Here is an 18,444-nt window from a genome sequence, read left to right on the forward strand (position 1 = left end):
CCGACAACGAACCCCCTACGAACCCGCTCAGCGCCCGTTGAACGCGTCCTTCAGCCGCGAGAACAGCCCCTGCTGACCGGGCTGGAACTGCCCCGTCGGCCGTTCCTCACCCCGCAGCACGGCCAGCTGCCGCAGCAGCGCCTCCTGCTCGGGATCGAGCTTCGTCGGCGTCTGCACCTCGACGTGGACGATCAGATCCCCACGCCCGCCACCGCGCAGATGCGTGACACCGCGCCCGTGCAGCGGGATCGACTGCCCGGACTGGGTCCCGGGCCGGATGTCGACCTCCTCCAGCCCGTCCAGCGTCTCCAGCGGCACCTTCGTGCCGAGGGACGCCGCCGTCATCGGGATCGTCACCGTGCAGTGCAGATCGTCGCCGCGCCGCTGGAACGTCGGGTGCGGCAGCTCGTGGATCTCGACGTAGAGGTCACCGGCGGGACCGCCACCGGGCCCGACCTCGCCCTCACCGGCCAGCTGGATCCGCGTGCCGTTGTCGACACCCGCCGGGATCTTGACCGTGAGCGTCCGCCGCGACCGCACCCGCCCGTCGCCCGCGCACTCGGGGCACGGGTTCGGGACGATCGTGCCGAACCCCTGGCACTGCGGGCAGGGCCGGGAGGTCATGACCTGGCCCAGGAAGGACCGGGTGACCTGCGAGACCTCACCGCGACCGCGGCACATGTCACAGGTCTGGGCGGTCGTACCGGGGGCCGCGCCCTCGCCGCTGCACGTCGTACAGACGACGGCCGTGTCGACCTGGATGTCCTTCGTCGTGCCGAAGGCCGCCTCGTCGAGGTCGACCTCCAGCCGGATCATCGCGTCCTGCCCCCGGCGCGTACGCGACCGCGGACCCCGCTGGGACGCCGTACCGAAGAAGGCGTCCATGATGTCCGAGAAGTTGCCGAAGCCACCGGCGCCGAAGCCGCCCGCGCCTCCGCCGCCCGCCTGGGACAGCGGGTCGCCGCCGAGGTCGTAGACCTGCTTCTTCTGCGGGTCCGACAACACCTCGTAGGCGGCGTTGATCTCCTTGAACCGCTCCTGGGTCTTCGGATCGGGATTGACGTCCGGGTGCAGCTCGCGAGCGAGCCTCCGGAACGCCTTCTTGATCTCGTCCTGGGACGCGTCGCGGCGCACGCCGAGCACGGCGTAGTAGTCCGTGGCCACTTAAGACTCCGCCAGGATCTGTCCGACGTACCGTGCCACCGCTCGTACCGCTCCCATCGTTCCCGGATAGTCCATGCGCGTAGGTCCGACCACGCCCAGTTTCGCTACTGCCTCGCCGCCCGAACCGTAGCCGACGGAGACGACGGACGTGGAGTTGAGTCCCTCATACGCGTTCTCATGACCGATGCGTACGGTCATGCCCGAATCCCCCGCCTCGCCAAGCAACTTGAGGAGGACGACCTGTTCCTCCAAGGCTTCCAGAACGGGGCGGATCGTGAGGGGAAAGTCATGACCGAAGCGGGTGAGATTGGCGGTTCCGCCGATCATCAGCCGCTCCTCGCTCTCCTCCACGAGTGCTTCGAGGAGGGTGGAGAGCACCGTCGCGACCGTGCCCCGGTCCTCGGCGTCGAACGCCTCCGGCAGGTCCTCGACCAGCCGGGGCACGTCGGTGAACCGGCGGCCCGCGACCTTGCTGTTCAGCCGGGCGCGAAGATCCGCGAGTGACGTTTCTCCGAACGGCGCCGGGCAGTCCACCAGCCGCTGTTCCACCCGTCCGGTGTCCGTGATCAGCACGAGCATCAGCCGGGCGGGGGCCAGCGACAGCAGCTCCACATGCCGCACCGTCGACCGGGTGAGCGACGGATACTGCACGACGGCGACCTGCCGGGTGAGCTGCGCGAGCAGCCGTACGGTCCGTGCCACCACGTCGTCCAGATCGACCGCGCCGTCCAGGAAGTTCTGGATGGCGCGCCGCTCGGGCGGGGTCATCGGCTTGACGCCGGCCAGCTTGTCGACGAAGAGCCGGTACCCCTTGTCGGTGGGGATGCGGCCCGCGCTGGTGTGGGGCTGGGCGATGAAGCCCTCGTCCTCCAGCGCCGCCATGTCGTTGCGGACGGTCGCCGGGGAGACACCGAGGTTGTGCCGCTCGGTGAGCGCCTTGGAACCGACCGGCTCCTCGGTGCCCACATAGTCCTGGACGATGGCGCGCAGCACCTGGAGCCTGCGTTCACTGAGCATCGCGCACACCTCCAGCTCGCTCTCCGGTGACTCCCCCTTGGCACTCACCACGGGCGAGTGCCAACACTCCCCGCCCAGTGTACGGCGGTGGGGTACGCCCCCGGCAAGGCCGGGCTCCGGTCGGGCTCCGGTCGGGGCCACTTTCCTACTGGGGAGTACGCGAGAACGCCGTCCCCTGAACCACAGCTAGCGTCGGCGCATGACGGTGACTTGGGAAGAGTGCGGGTGGCAGGGATTGACGCCCCGGGTCGGACGGTGCCGCCTGCCCGGCTGGGACTGCACGGTCGGGCTGGTGGCCGGGGACGGTGCGGCCCTCATGATCGACGCGGGGTCGAGCCTGCGGGAGGGCGCGCGGTTGCGCACCGAGGCGTGCCGGCTGCTCGGCGGCGCCCGTGTGACACATCTCGCGCTCACCCACCCCCATTTCGACCATGTCTTCGGTGCGGCGGCGTTCGCCGGGGTGGAGGTCTTCGGCGCGGTGGGCGTCGACGGCGTCCCGACCGGCTCGTCCGAGGCCCTCCGCGCGGACGCCGTGCACCACGGCCTCGCCCCGGCGGACGCCACCGAGGCCGCCGACCTGCTCGTCCGCCCCCGTCACCAGGTCTCCGGCGAGTGGACGCTCGACCTGGGCGGCGGCGTCCGGGTGCTCCTGGCGAACGTGGGGCCGGGGCACACCGGCCACGACCTGGCGGTCCTGGTCCGGGGAACCCCCGACGGCTGCCCGGAGGTCGTCTTCTGCGGGGACCTGGTCGAGGAGTCCGGCGAACCGCAGGCGGGCCCCGACGCGATCCCCTCCCGCTGGCCGGACGCGCTCGACCGTCTCCTGAACCTGGGCGGCGAGGACGCGCTGTACGTCCCCGGGCACGGGGCGGTGGTGGACGCGGCGTTCGTCCGGGCCCAACGCGACGCGCTGGCCCGCCGCTTCGGCGTGTCGGGCTGAGTGCGCGGGCATCCGGGCACGGCTTCTCCTATCGTCACTCGAATGCGCCAGTACTCACCCGACCTGACCCCTCCCTGGAAGAAGTCCCCGCCGGCCCCCGAGGTCCCGGCCGACCCCGGGCTGGTCGTCGAGGAGCCCACCACCGGCTTCTGCGGGGCGGTCATCGGCTGCGAGGCGGGCACGGTGACGCTGGAGGACCGCTTCGGCAAGCACCGGGTGTTCCCGCTGGAGCCCCGGGGCTTCCTCCTGGAGGGCCGGGTGGTGACGCTGGTCCGCCCCGCCGCGTCGGCCCCGGTCCGTCCCGCCCGTACGGCCTCCGGTTCGGTCGCGGTCCCCGGCGCCCGCGCGCGTGTGGCCCGCGCCGGGCGCATCTGTGTCGAGGGCCGTCATGACGCGGAACTCGTCGAGAAGGTGTGGGGCGACGATCTGCGCGTCGAGGGCGTGGTGGTGGAGTACCTGGAGGGCGTGGACGACCTGCCGTCGGTCGTCGCGGACTTCGCCCCGGGCCCTGATGCGAGGTTGGGCGTCCTGGTCGACCACCTGGTCCCCGGCAGCAAGGAGTCACGCATCGCCGCGTCGGTCACGAGCGAACACGCCCTGGTCGTCGGCCACCCGTACATCGACATCTGGGAGGCCGTGAAGCCGTCCTCGGTCGGCATCCCGGCATGGCCGCGCGTACCGCGCGGGCAGGACTGGAAGACGGGCGTGTGCCGGGCGCTGGGGTGGCCTGCGGAGAACACCGGGGCGGTGTGGCAGGCGATTCTGGGGCGGGTGGGGTCTTATCGGGACCTGGAGCCGGAGCTGTTGGGGAGGGTGGAGGAACTGATCGACTTCGTCACGGATAGCGGTGGGGCCTGACGTTGGGGAACGTACTGAATCCGCTGGTGTCGATGTCGAGTCGCAGAGCTGACACGGGCACCGTTTCGCCGAACTTCCAAATCGCCTGCCCCTTGTAGTCGGCCTTCTCGCCAACGCCCTCGGGCTCCGTCAACACGACGCACTGTGCCATGACCGGGTCGACGACGAGGTAGACAGGCACCCCACCTGCGGCGTAGATCGACCGCTTCACCCCGTAGTCGCGGTCGATGCTGGTCTTGGAAACGACCTCGACGACCATGGTGATCAGCGTGGACGGAAGCAGCCGCCCCGAGGCGGGCAGAGTCTCGGGTGCCACGACGACCAAGTCGGGAACAGGCTCGCTCGCCTCGCTGACGATGTCGACGTCCTGTGTCTGGAGGGCGTACCAGTGATCAACCGGAACCTGCCTGCCCAGCAACATCACAATGACGTTGTGCACCAGGTCAGGGCTGGCCATCATCACGATTTCTCCCCGGAGAAGTTCGGCCTTGACACCCTCGGGCGGCTCGAACGTCTCGAAGAACCTGGTCATCCCGCGCTCGTCCACAGCGGTCATCTCCGCAGCCTCCGGTTTCCGCCACCGTCAGTTACGGCAGCAGCCTACGAACCAGGCTAAGTACCGAACCCCAGTTCCGCACGGATTCACCCACCCGGGTGATCAGTCCACCAGGTCCCGCACCACCGCGTCCGCCAGCAGGCGCCCCCGCAGGGTGAGCACCGCGCGCCCCTCCGCGTACGGCCCCGCCGCCAAGAGCCCGTCGGAGAGGGCGCGCTCGGCGGCCTTGAGGCCCTCCTCCCGGAGCAGGGACAGCGGGCAGCCCTCGCGGAGCCGCAGTTCCAGCAGGATGCGTTCGACCCGGCGGTCCTCGTCGGCCAGGAGTTCGCGTCCGGCGCCAGGGGAGCGCCCGGCGGCCAGCGCGCCCGCGTACGCGCCGGGGTGCTTGACGTTCCACCAGCGGACGCCACCGACGTGGCTGTGGGCGCCCGGTCCCGCGCCCCACCAGTCCGCGCCGCGCCAGTACAGCTCGTTGTGGAGGCACCGCCCGGCGGCGGAGGTGGCCCAGTTGGAGACCTCGTACCAGTCGAACCCGGCGGCCGAGAGCATCTCCTCGGCGATCAGATACCGGTCGGCGTGCACGTCGTCGTCGGTCATAGGCACCTCGCCCCGGCGGATGCGCCGGGCGAGCCGCGTCCCCTCCTCCACGATCAGGGCGTACGCCGAGACGTGGTCCGGCCCGGCGCCGAGCGCGGCGTCCAGGGAGGCCCGCCAGTCGTCGTCGGACTCCCCGGGCGTGCCGTAGATCAGGTCCAGGTTGACGTGGTCGAAGCCGGCGGCGCGCGCCTCCGCGACGCACGCCTCCGGGCGCCCCGGCGTATGCGTACGGTCGAGGATCTTCAGCACGTGCTGCCGCGCGCTCTGCATTCCGAACGAGAGCCGGTTGAAGCCGCCCGCGCGCAGGGTCTCCAGATAGGCGGGGTCGACCGACTCCGGGTTCGCCTCGGTCGTCACCTCCGCGTCGTCCGCGAGCCCGAACTCCTCCCGGATCGCCCCCAGCATCCGGACGAGATCGTCGGCGGCCAGCAGCGTGGGGGTGCCGCCGCCGACGAAGACCGTGCGGACGGGGCGCGGGTCGTCGCCGAGGACCTTGCGGGCGAGACGGATCTCGTCGACGACCGTGTCCGCGTAGTTGTCGCGGGAGGCGAGGACGCCGCCGGTGGAGCGCAGCTCGGTCGCGGTGTAGGTGTTGAAGTCGCAGTAGCCGCAACGGGTCGCGCAGTACGGAACGTGCAGATAGAACCCGAGGGGTCGCTCGGCCGCGTCGGCCAGGGCGTGCGCGGGCAGCGCCCCGTCATCGGGGACGGGCTCACCGTCGGGGAGTGCGGAAGGCATGCGTTCCATTGTCCAGCACCGACCGACCATCGATTTCCGTCACTCTCCGCGCCGGCCCTCACTCTCCGCGCCGGCCCTCACTCTCCGCGCCGGCTCTCACTCTCCGCGCCGGTCGTCACTCCGCCCGCAGCACCAGCAGCGCCAGATCGTCGTCCGGCGGCCGGTCCCCGAACTCGTGCACGAGGCGTCGGATGCGTTCGGCGATCAGCTGGGCGTCGAGTCCGGCGCAGCCGGAGAGCGCGAGGGCGAGGCCGTCCTCGTCGTCGAACATGTGGGGGCCGTTGCGCCGCTCGGTGACCCCGTCGGTCACACACAGCAACGTGTCGCCGCAGCGCAGCTCGAACGTCTCGGAGACGTACTCGGTGTCCTCGATCACCCCGAGCAGCGTCTGCGGTTCGGCCACCGCCCGTACGTCGCCGTCGGGGCCCAGGAGCAGCGGCAGCGGGTGCCCGGCCGAGGCGAGGGTGCAGCGGACGCCGCCGGCGACGGGGACGAGTTCGCCGTAGAGGAGGGAGAGGAAGCGGGTCTGGGGGCCGTCGGGGTCGACGAGGCCGGGGTCGCCCGCCGTGACCAGGGCGCGGGCGGCGGCGTCCGCGGCCTCGGTCGCGTCGTCCAGGAGGAGCTGGTTGAGGCGGTCGAGGACGTCGGCGACGCCGTACCCCTCGCGGGCGAGCAGCCGCAGCCAGGGCCGGGCGAGGCCGATGACGACCGCTGCCTCGGGGCCCTTGCCCTGCACATCGCCGATCGCGAAGCACCAGCGGCCCCGGCCCGCCGGGAACAGGTCGTAGAAGTCGCCGCTGGGTCCGCCCTTGTCGCACGGCTCGTACACCAGTGCGCTGGACACCCCGGGGATCTCGGCGACCGCGCCCGGCAGCAGTCCGCGTTGCAGGACCCGGCTGATGGTGGCCTGGCGGGCGTACTGGCGGGCCGCCCCGATGGACAGCGCGATCCGCCGGCTGAGGTCCTCCACCAGCCCGGTCACCTCGTCCGGGAAGCGGAGCAGTCCGGCCCGGCCGATGACGAGCGTGCCGAGCGGACGCCCACCGGCGATCAGCCGGTACGCGAGCGCTGCCCCGCCTTCACCCTCGCCCTCGCCCTCCCGCTCGCGCCCGCCCTCGGCCTGACCCACGGGACCGCTTCCGTCCCCGGCGGTACCGGTCTCCGTCCCGCCCTCGCTTCCGCCCTCCGCCCCGCTCTCCACTCCGCCCCCCGGCCACGGCACCGGCACCGCCCGCGACCGCACCGACTCGGGCAGCCTCGGGGGGTCCTGTTCCAGGGCGCGGCGCAGTTCCTCGATGCGGTTCTCGCTGCCGTGCCAGACGCGGGCGAGCCGGGGCGCGGGGCCGAACGATCCGTCGCCGCCGCGCCAGCCGAGCCCCTCGTCCTCCAGCCACACCGCGCACCAGTCGGCCAGCCTCGGCACCAGCAGCTGTCCGGCGAGCGCGGCGACCAGGTCCTCGTCCAGCTGTCCGGCGAGCAGATCGGACGCCTCGGCGAGGAAGGAGAGCGCACCCCGGTTCAACCACTCCGGGTCGCGCTCCCCAGCGCGCCAGGGCGCGGGGCTGACCGGATCGGCCGGGTGCGCGCCGGGGCCACGGCCGGCCTCCCCGCCGTAGCCGGAGCGACCGGCGTACGCCCGCGCGTCCCAGTCCTGGACCCCTTCGTCCCCTTCACGCCCTTCACGCCCTTCACCCCCGTCGCGCCCGCCGGCTCCCTCAACGCTCTCGTCCTCATCCCCGCCGTACGTCTCGAACGCGCCCTCCACGGCCAGGGCCCCGTCGGCCGCCAGCACCCCGTCCACCGACAGCCGTGCCCAGACGGTCTTCACGCCGGTCCGGTAGGTGATCCCCCATGCCTCGGAGAGCGCCGCGACCAGCCGCAGACCGCGCCCGTACTCGGCGGCCCCGTAAGGCCGTTCGACGAGGTAGGGCCGTTCGGCGCCCTCCTCGCGTACCTCCCGGGAGGGATGGTGGTCCGAGACCTCGACGAGCAGCCACCCGGCGTCGGTCGGGTCGTCGCGGCCGAGACGGCAGAGCAGATCGACGTCGGTGCCCGCGTGGACGACCGCGTTGGTGACCAGTTCACTGACCACGACGAGCGCGTCCTCGACGAGACGGGCGGAGAGCGCGGCGGCGCCCGGCAGTTCGAGCTCGGCCCACTCCGCGAGCGCGGCGCCCATGAAGCGCCGGGCGGCTCCCGGCGCGAGCGGACCGCCGGGAAGCAGGACATGCGCCATCGCGCGCCGTGCGCCACGCCCGCGTACGCGGGCGTGGCGCACGGCGCGGCGTACAGGGACTCGGACCCGACGCGCGCCGGCACATCGGAAGCACAGGACACGATGTCCCGTTGCGTCGGAATGGCCCCCACTGAGCGGCTCCCTGAGAAAGTTCGGACGAATGGGCCTCAGGCGGCACGGACAGAGTGACAGACTGGCCCCGCCCATAAGCGCCGAGTTACCGAAGTGGGCCACCATGAGTGAGAACAGTGCTACGCGGGTGCTCGAAAACGGCCAGAAGGACAGCCAATCGGACGGATTGATCCGCGCGTCCGATCTCCGTGCGCTGACCGCGGCCATGACCGCCGCCCGCGACGGCAGCTTCACCAAGACCCCGGAGACGGGCCCCGCGCCGGTGGCGGAGCTGTGCGCCCTCTTCAACCAGATCATCGGCCGTAGCACTCACTTCGGCGGTGAAGTGCAGCGCGTACGGCGGGAGTTGGTCCGGCACGGCCGACTCGACGAGCGGCTGTCGGCGAGTCCGGGCCAGGGTGCCTGGGCGCCCCGGGTCGACGATGTGAACCAGACGCTCGACGCGCTGGTCGCCCCCGCCGCGAACGCCACCCGTGTGCTGGACGCGGTGGCCGGCGGCGATCTGACCCAGCGCGTCGACCTGCACGACGGCAACCGCCAACTCCGTGGCGATCTCCGGCGGTTGGGCCGGGCCGTGAACAAGATGGTCGACCAGTTGTCGCTGTTCACCGGTGAGGTGACCCGGGTGGCCCGCGAGGTCGGCACCGAGGGGCGGCTCGGGGGCCGGGCCAAGGTCCGTGGTCTGTCCGGAAGTTGGCGGGATGTGACGGAGGCGGTCAACACCATGGCCGCCCGGCTGACCGCGCAGGTGCGGGACATCGCGCTGGTGACCACCTCGGTAGCGCGCGGCGACCTGACCCGTACGGAGTCCCTGCTCGGCGAGTCCCAGCGCCTCGCGATGCGGCTCCAGGAGCGCTCCGACGAACTCCAGACGCAGCAGGCGGAGTTGCAGCGCTCCAACGCCGAACTGGAGGAGAAGGCAGCCCTGCTGGCCACCTCCTCGCAGTACAAGTCGGAGTTCCTGGCGAACATGTCCCATGAACTGCGCACCCCGCTGAACTCCCTGCTGATCCTGGCGCGACTGCTCTCCGACAACCCGGACGGCCATCTCACCGACCAGGAGGTGCAGTTCGCGACCACGATCCACCGCTCCGGCTCGGACCTCCAGCTGATCAACGACATCCTGGACCTGTCGAAGATCGAGGCCGGCCGGATGGACGTACGCCCGAAGCGCCTGCCGCTCATCAAGGTCCTGGACTACGTCCACGCCACGTTCCGCCCGCTCACCCTCGACCGGGGCCTGGCCTTCGAGGTGACGGTCGGCGAGGACGTCCCCCGCGAGATGTACTCCGACGAGCAGCTCCTCCAGCAGATCCTGCGCAACCTCCTCTCCAACGCGATCAAGTTCACCGCGTCCGGCCGGGTCGAGCCGACCGTCAGCCGGGTCAAGGACACCGACCACCGCTTCACCCGCGAGGACCACGCCGAGGTGATCGCCTTCGCCGTCGCGGACACCGGTATCGGCATCACGGCGGAGAAACTCCCGGTGATCTTCGAGGCGTTCCAGCAGGCCGACGGCACCACCAACCGCAAGTACCGCGGCACCGGCCTCGGTCTGTCCATCAGCCGGGAGATCGCCGGTCTGCTCGGCGGACGCATCATCGCCGAGAGCGTCCCCGGCAAGGGCTCCACCTTCACGCTGTACGTGCCCGTCGTCAGCCCCGGCCACGGGGTGACCGGCCATAGCGCCGAGGAGCCCGGCGGCCTCGTGCCCGAGCAGCTGACCACCGAGCCGTACCCGGCGGCCCACGACACCGAGGACACCTGGCCCGCGCCCACCAAACTGGAGGCGTGGAAGGCGGGCCGCGCGGGTCAAGTGCTGCCCGGCCGCCGGGTGTTGATCGTCGACGACGACATCCGCAACGTCTTCGCGCTCACCCATGTCCTCGGCCGCGTCGGTATGCCCGTCCTGTACGCGGAGAACGGCCGCGAGGGCATCGAGACCCTGGAGCGCAACCCGGACGTCGAACTCGTCCTGATGGACATCATGATGCCGGAGATGGACGGCTACGAGACGATCTCCGCCATCCGCCGCACCCCGCGCTGGGCGGGCCTGCCCATCGTCGCCCTCACCGCCAAGGCGATGCCCGGCGACCGCGAGAAGTCCATCGTCCGCGGCGCCAACGACTACGTACCGAAGCCGGTGGACGTCGACCAACTGCTCACGGTCGTCTGCGCGGTACTGGACCCGGACGGCGCGGAGGGCCCGGAGGGCGGCGCCGGGCCGTCTCCCGAGATACGCACCGAAGAGAACGAGGCACCCTCACCATGACCACTCAGGACCGGACCGACGGAAGCGCGGGCATCCTCCTCGTCGACGACATGGAGGACAACCTGATCGCTCTGGAGGCCGTCCTGGCATCCCTCAACGAGCCGCTCGTACGCGCCCGTTCGGGCGAGGAGGCGATGAAGGCCCTCCTGAGGCAGCGCTTCGCCGTCGTCCTCCTCGACATCCGCATGCCCGGCATGGACGGCTTCGAGACCGCCGCCCACATCAAGCGCCTGGACCAGACCAAGGACGTCCCGATCATCTTCCTCACCGGCACGGACGCCGACGCCGGTTACACATTCCGCGGCTACGCCACCGGCGCCGCCGACTACCTCACCAAGCCCTTCGACCCGTGGGTCCTACGAGCCAAGGTGAGCGTCTTCCTCGACCTCCACCGCAAGACCCGGGAGTTGGAAAGTCTCTTGGCGAGGCAACGGGAGCACGCGGAACAGGTCAACGCCCGCCTGGCAGCCTTGGAAAAACAACTGACCACGCCCGCACCGGACTTGACAGAGGTACGCATTCAAATACGCGGCCTTCAAACCCTGGTGGAGACCAACCGCGCCCTTTAGGGGCGCGGGGCTGTATCGATATGCGGCTCCGCCGCGTGGGCGCGACAAGCCACGACGATGCCGCAGCTGACGGACGGCCCGCAGTTCTCCCGGCCCTCAAGCGGAGCGCTGCGACTCCCGAGTCCCCGCGTACATCTCATCGATGAGGTGCTGGTACTCCTTCTCCACCACAGGCCGCTTCAACTTCAGACTCGGCGTCAACTCACCGTGCTCGACATCGAGATCCCGCGGCAGCAGCCGGAACTTCTTGATCGTCTGCCACCGCTGCAGCCCCTCGTTCAGCTGCGCGACATGCCCCTGCACCATCTCCACCGTCGCCGACGCCGAGATGACCTCCTCGTACGACTTCCCGGTCAGCCCGTTCTCCGCGGCCCACGCCTGGATGGACAGCTCGTCGAGCGCGATGAGCGCCGTGCAGAAGTTACGGTCGGCGCCGATCACCATGACGTTGGAGGTGAAGGGGCACAGCGCCTTGAACCGCCCCTCGATCTCGGTCGGCGCGATGTACTTGCCGCCGGACGTCTTGAACAGGTCCTTCTTCCGGTCGGTGATCCGCAGATACCCGTCGGGCGACAGCTCACCGATGTCCCCGGTGTGGAACCAGCCGTCGGCCTCCAGCACCTCCGCCGTCTTCTCCGGCAGCCCGTGGTAGCCCTCCATGATGCCGGGGCCGCGCAGCAGGATCTCGCCGTCGTCCGCGATGCGCACCTCCGTGCCGGGCAGCGGCTTGCCGACCGTGCCGGTGCGGTAGGCCTCGCCGGGGTTGACGAAGGAGGCGGCGGAGGACTCGGTGAGGCCGTAGCCCTCCAGGATGGGGATGCCGGCGCCGGCGAAGAAGAAGCCGATCTCGGGCGCCAGCGCGACCGAACCGGAGACACAGGCGCGCAGCCGACCGCCGAACGCCTCGCGCAGCTTCTTGTAGACCAGCGCGTCGGCGACCTTGTGCTTGGCCTCCAGCCCGAACGGGACGGACGCGGTACCGGTGCGGCGGAAGTTGTCCTGGCTGACCTTGGCGTACTCGCGGGCGACCCCCGCCGCCCACTGGAAGATCTTGTACTTGGCCGGACCGCCCGCGCGCGCCTTGGCGACGACGCCGTTGTAGACCTTCTCGAAGATGCGCGGCACGGCGGCCATGTACGTCGGCTGCACGACCGGCAGATTCTCGATGATCTTGTCGACGCGGCCGTCGACGGCGGTGATGTGCCCGACCTCGATGTGCCCGGCGAGCAGCACCTTGCCCATGACGTGCGCGAGCGGCAGCCACAGGTACTGCACGTCCGCCGGCTCCAGCAGGCCGGTCGCGCCGATGGCCTTGGCCATGTACGCCCAGTTGTCGTGCGGCAGGCGCACCCCCTTGGGGCGGCCCGTGGTGCCCGAGGTGTAGATGAGGGTGGCGAGCTGGTCCTTGGTGATCGCGCCGACCTTCTCCTTGATCAGGTCGGGCTTCTTCTCCAGGTACGCGGCGCCGCGCTTCTCCAGCTCGGCGAGGGAGAGCACCCAGTCCTCCGAGAGGTCGGCGCCCTCGGGGTCGATCACGACGACATGGGTCAGCTCGGGCAGCTCGGCCTTCCTCTCACGGGCCTTGGCGAGCTGCGCGGCGTCCTCGGCGATGAGGACCCGGCTGCCGGAGTCGGACAGGATGTACGCGGACTCCTCGGCGTTGGTCTGCGGGTAGACCGTGGTGTTGGCCGCTCCCGCGCACATGATGCCGAGGTCGCAGAGGATCCACTCGATCCTGGTGGCGGAGGAGAGGGCGATGCGCTGCTCGGGCTGTACACCCAGCTCGACGAGGCCGGCCGCGATGGCGTTGACCCGTTCGGCCGCCTGCGTCCAGTTCAGCGACTTCCACTCCGAGGGGCCCTGGCCCGAGGCGGGCGGCACCGGGTACCGGAACGCCTCGGCATCGGGCGTGGCCGCCACGCGCTCCAGGAAGAGGGCCGCCATGGACGGCGGACGGTTCTCGATCAGGGTCTGTGTGTCGCTCACGACATCCTCCGGGGCACGCGACAGTGCGGCTGGCTCATGGACTGTGCGGCTGGCTCAAAGCGGCTGTTGTTTAACTCGCGAGTAACCATCGAGTGGTGATCAGGGTAGAGCGCGGTCGGCCGGTTCGTAAGGGGCGGCGGGCAGTCACTTTCCACCGAGAACGACCGGGCGGACACGCACCGACGCCCCCCGGACGACCTGCGGGCCCGCCGCGCCGAAACGCGACGGGCCCGCATTCCGCCCGAGTTTCCAGGGGTAACAGGGAATCCCCCGACAATCGGCGACGGCCGCCGCCGTTGGCTACTTCTTGCCCTTGCCGCCACCGGCGCTCTCGTCGCTGGACAGGACGGCGATGAAGGCCTCCTGCGGAACCTCCACGGAGCCCACCATCTTCATCCGCTTCTTGCCCTCCTTCTGCTTCTCCAGCAGCTTCCGCTTACGGGAGATGTCACCGCCGTAGCACTTGGCGAGGACGTCCTTGCGGATGGCGCGGATGGTCTCGCGGGCGATGACCCGCGACCCGATGGCCGCCTGGATGGGCACCTCGAAGGCCTGCCGAGGGATCAGCTCGCGCAGCTTGGCGACGAGCCGCACCCCGTACGCGTACGCCGCGTCCTTGTGCGTGACCGCCGAGAAGGCGTCCACCTTGTCGCCGTGCAGCAGGATGTCGACCTTGACCAGGCTGGAGGCCTGCTCACCGGTGGGCTCGTAGTCCAGCGACGCGTATCCGCGCGTCTTGGACTTCAACTGGTCGAAGAAGTCGAAGACGATCTCCGCGAGCGGCAGGGTGTACCGGATCTCGACCCGGTCCTCCGACAGATAGTCCATCCCGAGCAGGGTGCCGCGCCGGGTCTGGCACAGCTCCATGATCGAACCGATGAACTCGGAGGGCGCGAGGATCGTGGCCCGTACGACGGGCTCGAACACGGAGTCGATCTTCCCCTCGGGGAACTCGCTCGGGTTGGTGACCGTGTGCTCGGCGCCGTCCTCCATGACCACGCGGTAGACCACGTTGGGCGCGGTCGCGATCAGATCGAGGCCGAACTCGCGCTCCAGCCGCTCCCGGATCACGTCCAGGTGCAGCAGCCCGAGGAAACCGACACGGAACCCGAACCCCAGCGCCGCCGAGGTCTCCGGCTCGTACACCAGCGCGGCGTCGTTGAGCTGAAGCTTGTCGAGCGCGTCACGCAGCTCGGGATAGTCCGAGCCGTCGAGCGGATAGAGCCCCGAGAAGACCATGGGCTTGGGGTCCTTGTAACCGCCGAGCGCCTCGGTCGCCCCCTTGTGCAGGGTGGTGATGGTGTCACCGACCTTGGACTGGCGGACGTCCTTCACACCGGTGATGAGATAACCCACCTCCCCGACACCGAGCCCGTCGGCCGCCTTCATCTCGGGGGCCGAGACCCCGATCTCCAGCAGCTCATGGGTCGCGCCCGTGGACATCATCCGGATCCGCTCACGCTTGTTGAGCTGACCGTCGATGACACGGACGTACGTCACGACGCCGCGGTAGGAGTCGTACACCGAGTCGAAGATCATGGCGCGCGCCGGGGCGTCCTGGACACCGACGGGCGCCGGAACCTCGGCGACCACCCGGTCCAGCAGCGCCTCGACACCCAGACCGGTCTTCGCGGAGACCCTGAGCACGTCCGCCGGGTCACAGCCGATGAGGTTGGCCAGCTCCTCGGAGAACTTCTCCGGCTGCGCGGCCGGCAGGTCGATCTTGTTCAGCACAGGGATGATCTTGAGGTCGTTCTCCATCGCCAGATACAGATTGGCGAGGGTCTGGGCCTCGATGCCCTGGGCCGCGTCGACGAGGAGGACCGTCCCCTCACAGGCCGCCAGCGACCGCGACACCTCGTACGTGAAGTCGACGTGCCCAGGGGTGTCGATCATGTTGAGGATGTGCGTGCTGCCCGGATCGTCGGTCGGCGCCCAGGGCAGACGCACCGCCTGGGACTTGATCGTGATGCCACGCTCACGCTCGATGTCCATGCGGTCGAGGTACTGAGCACGCATCTGCCGCTGCTCGACCACACCGGTCAGCTGAAGCATCCGGTCGGCGAGCGTGGACTTGCCGTGGTCGATGTGCGCGATGATGCAGAAGTTGCGGATCAGAGCCGGGTCGGTACGGCTCGGCTCGGGCACATGGCTAGGGATCGCGGGCACGCAGGGTCCTGATTCTTGAGGTGTCCGCAGCCGTCTGCGGTCTCGGGTCGGATCTGGAGGGTCTGACGAGTCTGGTACGTAGGCACCATGGTCCCACGGGCGGAGAGCTGCGACCGGTTTGGGCCGACCCGTGGACGGCTGGTAGCGTGGGCGGCTGTGTCTCATGCCCTCTCAGCAGGAGGCACATCCCAAGAAGATCAAGCAAGATCAAGCTGAAAAGGCTCATTCGTGGCGAACATCAAGTCCCAGATCAAGCGGAACAAGACCAACGAGAAGGCGCGCCTTCGCAACAAGGCCGTCAAGTCGTCGCTCAAGACCGCGATCCGCAAGGCCCGCGAGGCCGCTGCCGCGGGTGACACCGAGAAGGCCACCGAGTACCAGCGCGCTGCCGCGCGTCAGCTCGACAAGGCCGTCTCGAAGGGCGTCATCCACAAGAACCAGGCCGCCAACAAGAAGTCGGCGCTTGCTTCCAAGGTCGCTTCCCTCAAGGGCTGAGCTCCACCTTTGATCTGATCGCCGGCTGGACCCGAGCGGGCCCTCTCACTCCGCTCCCACCCGGCACCCCGGACCCGTACGCGGCCTGCGTTCGCCACGCGGGTATGGGTCCACCATCCTGAACCAGGGCCCCGCCCCCGTCCCTTCCCCAGAGACGGATGCGGGGCCTTTGGCATATGGCTCACCCCGGTGCGCGTCAGGGGCGCGGGGAACTGCGCGACAAGCCACGACGCTCCCGCACGTACCCACCCACAGCCGCTCCCCTCCCCCATCTCTCCGGGGGCGAAGAGGCAGCGCCCCTGGACGACGGAACGGGTAGGGGCGGCGGGGGCGAAAACTCACCCCCGACGAGACCGCGCCGCCCGCGCGATCGTCACAACCGCCTTCTCCAACGCGTACTCGGGATCATCCCCCCCACCCTTCACCCCCGCATCCGCCGCGGCCACCGCCCGCAGGGCAACGGCCACCCCATCCGGCGTCCACCCCCGCATCTGCTGCCGCACCCGATCGATCTTCCACGGCGGCATCCCCAACTCCCGCGCGAGATCCCCCGGCCGCCCACCCCGCGCCGACGACAGCTTCCCGATCGCCCGCACCGCCTGCGCCAGCGCACTGGTGATCAACACCGGTGCCACCCCGGTCGAAAGCGACCACCGCAGCGCCTCCAACGCCTCCGCCGCCCGCCCCTCGACGGCCCGATCGGCCACCTCGAAGCTCGACGCCTCGGCCCGCCCGGTGTAGTACCGCCCGACCACCGCCTCGTCGATCGTCCCCTCGACATCCGCGACCAACTGCGCCGCCGCGGACGCCAACTCCCGCAGATCACTCCCGATCGCGTCGCAGAGCGCCTGGCACGCCTCGGGCGTGGCGGCCCGCCCCAGCGTCCGGAACTCCCCCCGCACGAACGCCAGCCGATCCGCCGGCTTCGTCATCTTGGGGCACGCCACCTCCCGCGCCCCCACCTTGCGCGCCGCGTCCAGCAGCGCCTTCCCCTTGGCCCCGCCCGCGTGCAGCAGCACCAGGGTGATCTCCTCGGCGGGAGCCCCCAGATACGCCTTCACGTCCTTGACGGTGTCGGCCGACAGATCCTGCGCGTTGCGTACGACCACGACCTTGCGCTCCGCGAAGAGCGACGGACTCGTCAGCTCCGCGAGCGTGCCGGGCTGCAACTGCTCCGAGGACAGATCCCGCACATCCGTGTCGGCGTCGGATGCCTTCGCCGCGGCCACCACCACCTGCACGGCCCGGTCCAGCAGCAGATCCTCCTGGCCCACGGCGAGCGTCACGGGGGCGAGAGGGTCGTCATTCACACTCTTCTTGGCCATCCGGGACAGCATCCCACGCCCCACTGACAGTCCACTCGCGACAACCGCGCCCCGTAAGGGCCGTAGGCCCTCAAGGGGCGCGGGGAACTGCGCGGGGAACTGCGCGAGCAACCCCCACGAAGCCGCACCCGACGAACGACCGACCAGGAAACCGGCCCCCAGCGGAGGCGTCACGGCTCCTCGCGCCACCCCTCCCACTCCCCCGCGAACTCGTCCAACGCCACCGGATCGAGCCGCCCCCGCTCGTCCCGCAGCACCACCAGCCACTGCGCGTCCTCGGCGTCGTCCTCCCCGGCCAGCGCGTCCCGCACCACCTGCGGCTCCTCATCCAGCCCGAACCGCTCCCCGAGCACCTCCACGACCTCCTCGGCCGCCTCCCGATCGGGCAACACCAGCACATGCCTCACATCACTCACGCCCCCATTCTTCCGCGACGCACACCCCACCGGGGCCCTCCCCCTCCCCTCCCCTCCCCTCCCCGTCCCGCCCCCTCCGCCCCTCCCCCTCAACGCCCCCTCCGTCCCTCCGCCCCTCCCCCTCAACGCCCCCTCCGTCCCTCCGCCCCTCCCCCTCAACGCCCCCCGCGCCCCGCGCCCACCTCCGGCACCCGGCTCAGTTCCATTCCGAACCGCTCCCGGTATGCCGCCAGTACCTCCGCGTCCGTCGGGAGTTCGGTCACCTCCCGGTCGCCCTCCGCCGAGGTGAGGGTCAGCGTGCGCCCGCTGAGGGTGATGCGACCGCCGTCCTCGGCGACCCGGGAGCAGACGAGGGACCGGGTGAAGTGGGAGGCCGGTGAGGTGCTGTGCCACCAGGCCCCGACCACGAAGTCCCCGAGCACCCTCGGCCGCACCTCCAGCCGGTACCGGGGCTTGCCGTCCCGGAACACGTCCAGGTCCCCGAACTCCCGCCCCCCGCTCTCCCGGTCGGCCTCCGCCACCCGGAACGCCCCACCCGGATCCGCCTGCTCCCCCCGGTCCCCGAACTCCAACGGACGGTGGCTGTTCGTCCCGAACCCGACATCCGCCAGCCAGTCGCCACCGTCCACCGTCCGTACCCGCAGCGCGAGATGGTCGTACGGGACACCCAGCCGCCCCTCCTCGTCGTACACCCGCGCCGCCAGCAGCGTCACATCGAACCCGAGCGCCGCCAGCAACGCCCCGAACAACCCGTTCAGTTCGAAGCAGAAGCCGCCCCTGCGCTCCCCGACCACCTTGTCCAGCAGGCGCTTCTCCTCCAGGACGATCTCCTCCCCGAGGTGGATCGACAGGTTCTCGAACGGCACCGCCCGCAGATGGCGCAGGTGCAGTTCACGCAGTACGTCGACAGTGGGCCAGGCCGGCTGCTCGGCCCCGAGGCGGCGGAGGTAGGCGTCAATCTCTGCGGTTTCCAT

Annotated in this window: 15 protein-coding genes; 5 read left to right on the forward strand and 10 right to left on the reverse strand. The window is 70.4% G+C overall.

Annotated features, from left to right (window positions below; all coding sequences use genetic code 11):
- Positions 1 to 27: 27 nt before the first annotated feature.
- Positions 28 to 1,164, reverse strand: coding sequence for a molecular chaperone DnaJ (gene dnaJ, locus F9278_RS13900; RefSeq protein WP_152168614.1), 1,137 nt, complete (start codon positions 1,162 to 1,164; stop codon positions 28 to 30).
- Positions 1,165 to 2,181, reverse strand: a complete 1,017-nt coding sequence (hrcA, locus tag F9278_RS13905) for a heat-inducible transcriptional repressor HrcA (RefSeq protein ID WP_152173851.1) — start codon at positions 2,179 to 2,181, stop codon at positions 1,165 to 1,167. It lies immediately after the preceding gene.
- Positions 2,182 to 2,380: 199 nt separating this feature from the next.
- On the opposite strand from hrcA, the gene F9278_RS13910 reads away from it, so the two are divergent.
- Both F9278_RS13910 and F9278_RS13915 read left to right on the forward strand, forming a co-directional pair.
- Positions 2,381 to 3,121 carry an MBL fold metallo-hydrolase gene (locus tag F9278_RS13910; protein WP_152168615.1) on the forward strand — a complete coding sequence of 247 codons (741 nt, stop codon included), beginning with the start codon at positions 2,381 to 2,383 and terminating at the stop codon, positions 3,119 to 3,121.
- Between the two features lie 42 nt (positions 3,122 to 3,163).
- Positions 3,164 to 3,979 (forward strand): DUF3097 domain-containing protein, encoded by an 816-nt coding sequence (locus F9278_RS13915; protein WP_152168616.1) that lies wholly within the window; start codon positions 3,164 to 3,166, stop codon positions 3,977 to 3,979.
- On the opposite strand, the gene F9278_RS13920 is transcribed toward F9278_RS13915, so the two are convergent.
- From F9278_RS13920 to F9278_RS13930, 3 genes are all read right to left on the reverse strand, one after another.
- A complete protein-coding gene (locus F9278_RS13920; protein ID WP_152168617.1) occupies positions 3,957 to 4,535 on the reverse strand; it encodes a Uma2 family endonuclease in 579 nt (192 codons plus the stop codon). The genes F9278_RS13915 and F9278_RS13920 overlap by 23 nt on opposite strands.
- Positions 4,536 to 4,637: 102 nt before the next feature.
- The gene (gene hemW / locus F9278_RS13925; protein ID WP_152168618.1) at positions 4,638 to 5,870 is read right to left on the reverse strand and encodes a radical SAM family heme chaperone HemW; all 1,233 of its coding nucleotides are present in this window, start codon (positions 5,868 to 5,870) and stop codon (positions 4,638 to 4,640) included.
- A 115-nt stretch (positions 5,871 to 5,985) separates the two neighbouring features.
- Positions 5,986 to 8,106 (reverse strand): ATP-binding SpoIIE family protein phosphatase, encoded by a 2,121-nt coding sequence (locus tag F9278_RS13930; RefSeq protein WP_193241471.1) that lies wholly within the window; start codon positions 8,104 to 8,106, stop codon positions 5,986 to 5,988.
- Positions 8,107 to 8,341: 235 nt separating this feature from the next.
- Here F9278_RS13930 and F9278_RS13935 point away from each other — a divergent pair, with 235 nt between their 5' ends.
- Together F9278_RS13935 and F9278_RS13940 are read left to right on the forward strand one after the other, a co-directional pair.
- Positions 8,342 to 10,510, forward strand: coding sequence for an ATP-binding protein (locus F9278_RS13935; protein WP_193241472.1), 2,169 nt, complete (start codon positions 8,342 to 8,344; stop codon positions 10,508 to 10,510).
- Positions 10,507 to 11,079, forward strand: a complete 573-nt coding sequence (locus F9278_RS13940) for a response regulator (RefSeq protein ID WP_152168619.1) — start codon at positions 10,507 to 10,509, stop codon at positions 11,077 to 11,079. The genes F9278_RS13935 and F9278_RS13940 overlap by 4 nt, the downstream gene beginning before the upstream one ends.
- 96 nt (positions 11,080 to 11,175) lie before the next feature.
- Here the strand turns inward: F9278_RS13940 and F9278_RS13945 are convergent, their stop codons facing one another.
- Entirely contained in the window at positions 11,176 to 13,065 is a 1,890-nt protein-coding gene (locus tag F9278_RS13945) for an AMP-dependent synthetase/ligase (protein WP_193241473.1), read from the reverse strand.
- Positions 13,066 to 13,365: 300 nt separating this feature from the next.
- Positions 13,366 to 15,234: a translation elongation factor 4 gene (gene lepA / locus F9278_RS13950; RefSeq protein ID WP_152168621.1), complete on the reverse strand. Its 1,869-nt coding sequence runs from the start codon at positions 15,232 to 15,234 to the stop codon at positions 13,366 to 13,368.
- 228 nt (positions 15,235 to 15,462) lie between these two features.
- Between lepA and rpsT the strand changes: the two genes are divergently transcribed.
- Positions 15,463 to 15,729, forward strand: a complete 267-nt coding sequence (gene rpsT, locus F9278_RS13955; RefSeq protein WP_152168622.1) for a 30S ribosomal protein S20 — start codon at positions 15,463 to 15,465, stop codon at positions 15,727 to 15,729.
- A 338-nt stretch (positions 15,730 to 16,067) separates the two neighbouring features.
- Here the strand turns inward: rpsT and holA are convergent, their stop codons facing one another.
- The 3 genes from holA to F9278_RS13970 all read right to left on the reverse strand — a co-directional run bounded on the left by holA (position 16,068) and on the right by F9278_RS13970 (position 18,444).
- Positions 16,068 to 17,054: a DNA polymerase III subunit delta gene (gene holA / locus F9278_RS13960; RefSeq protein ID WP_193241474.1), complete on the reverse strand. Its 987-nt coding sequence runs from the start codon at positions 17,052 to 17,054 to the stop codon at positions 16,068 to 16,070.
- Positions 17,055 to 17,224: 170 nt separating this feature from the next.
- Positions 17,225 to 17,470 carry a hypothetical protein gene (locus F9278_RS13965; RefSeq protein ID WP_152173854.1) on the reverse strand — a complete coding sequence of 82 codons (246 nt, stop codon included), beginning with the start codon at positions 17,468 to 17,470 and terminating at the stop codon, positions 17,225 to 17,227.
- A 155-nt stretch (positions 17,471 to 17,625) separates the two neighbouring features.
- Complete coding sequence (locus F9278_RS13970) at positions 17,626 to 18,444, reverse strand: arylamine N-acetyltransferase family protein (protein WP_152168624.1); 819 nt, start codon at positions 18,442 to 18,444, stop codon at positions 17,626 to 17,628.

This window comes from Streptomyces phaeolivaceus (assembly GCF_009184865.1).
Classification (GTDB): Bacteria; Actinomycetota; Actinomycetes; order Streptomycetales; family Streptomycetaceae; genus Streptomyces; species Streptomyces phaeolivaceus.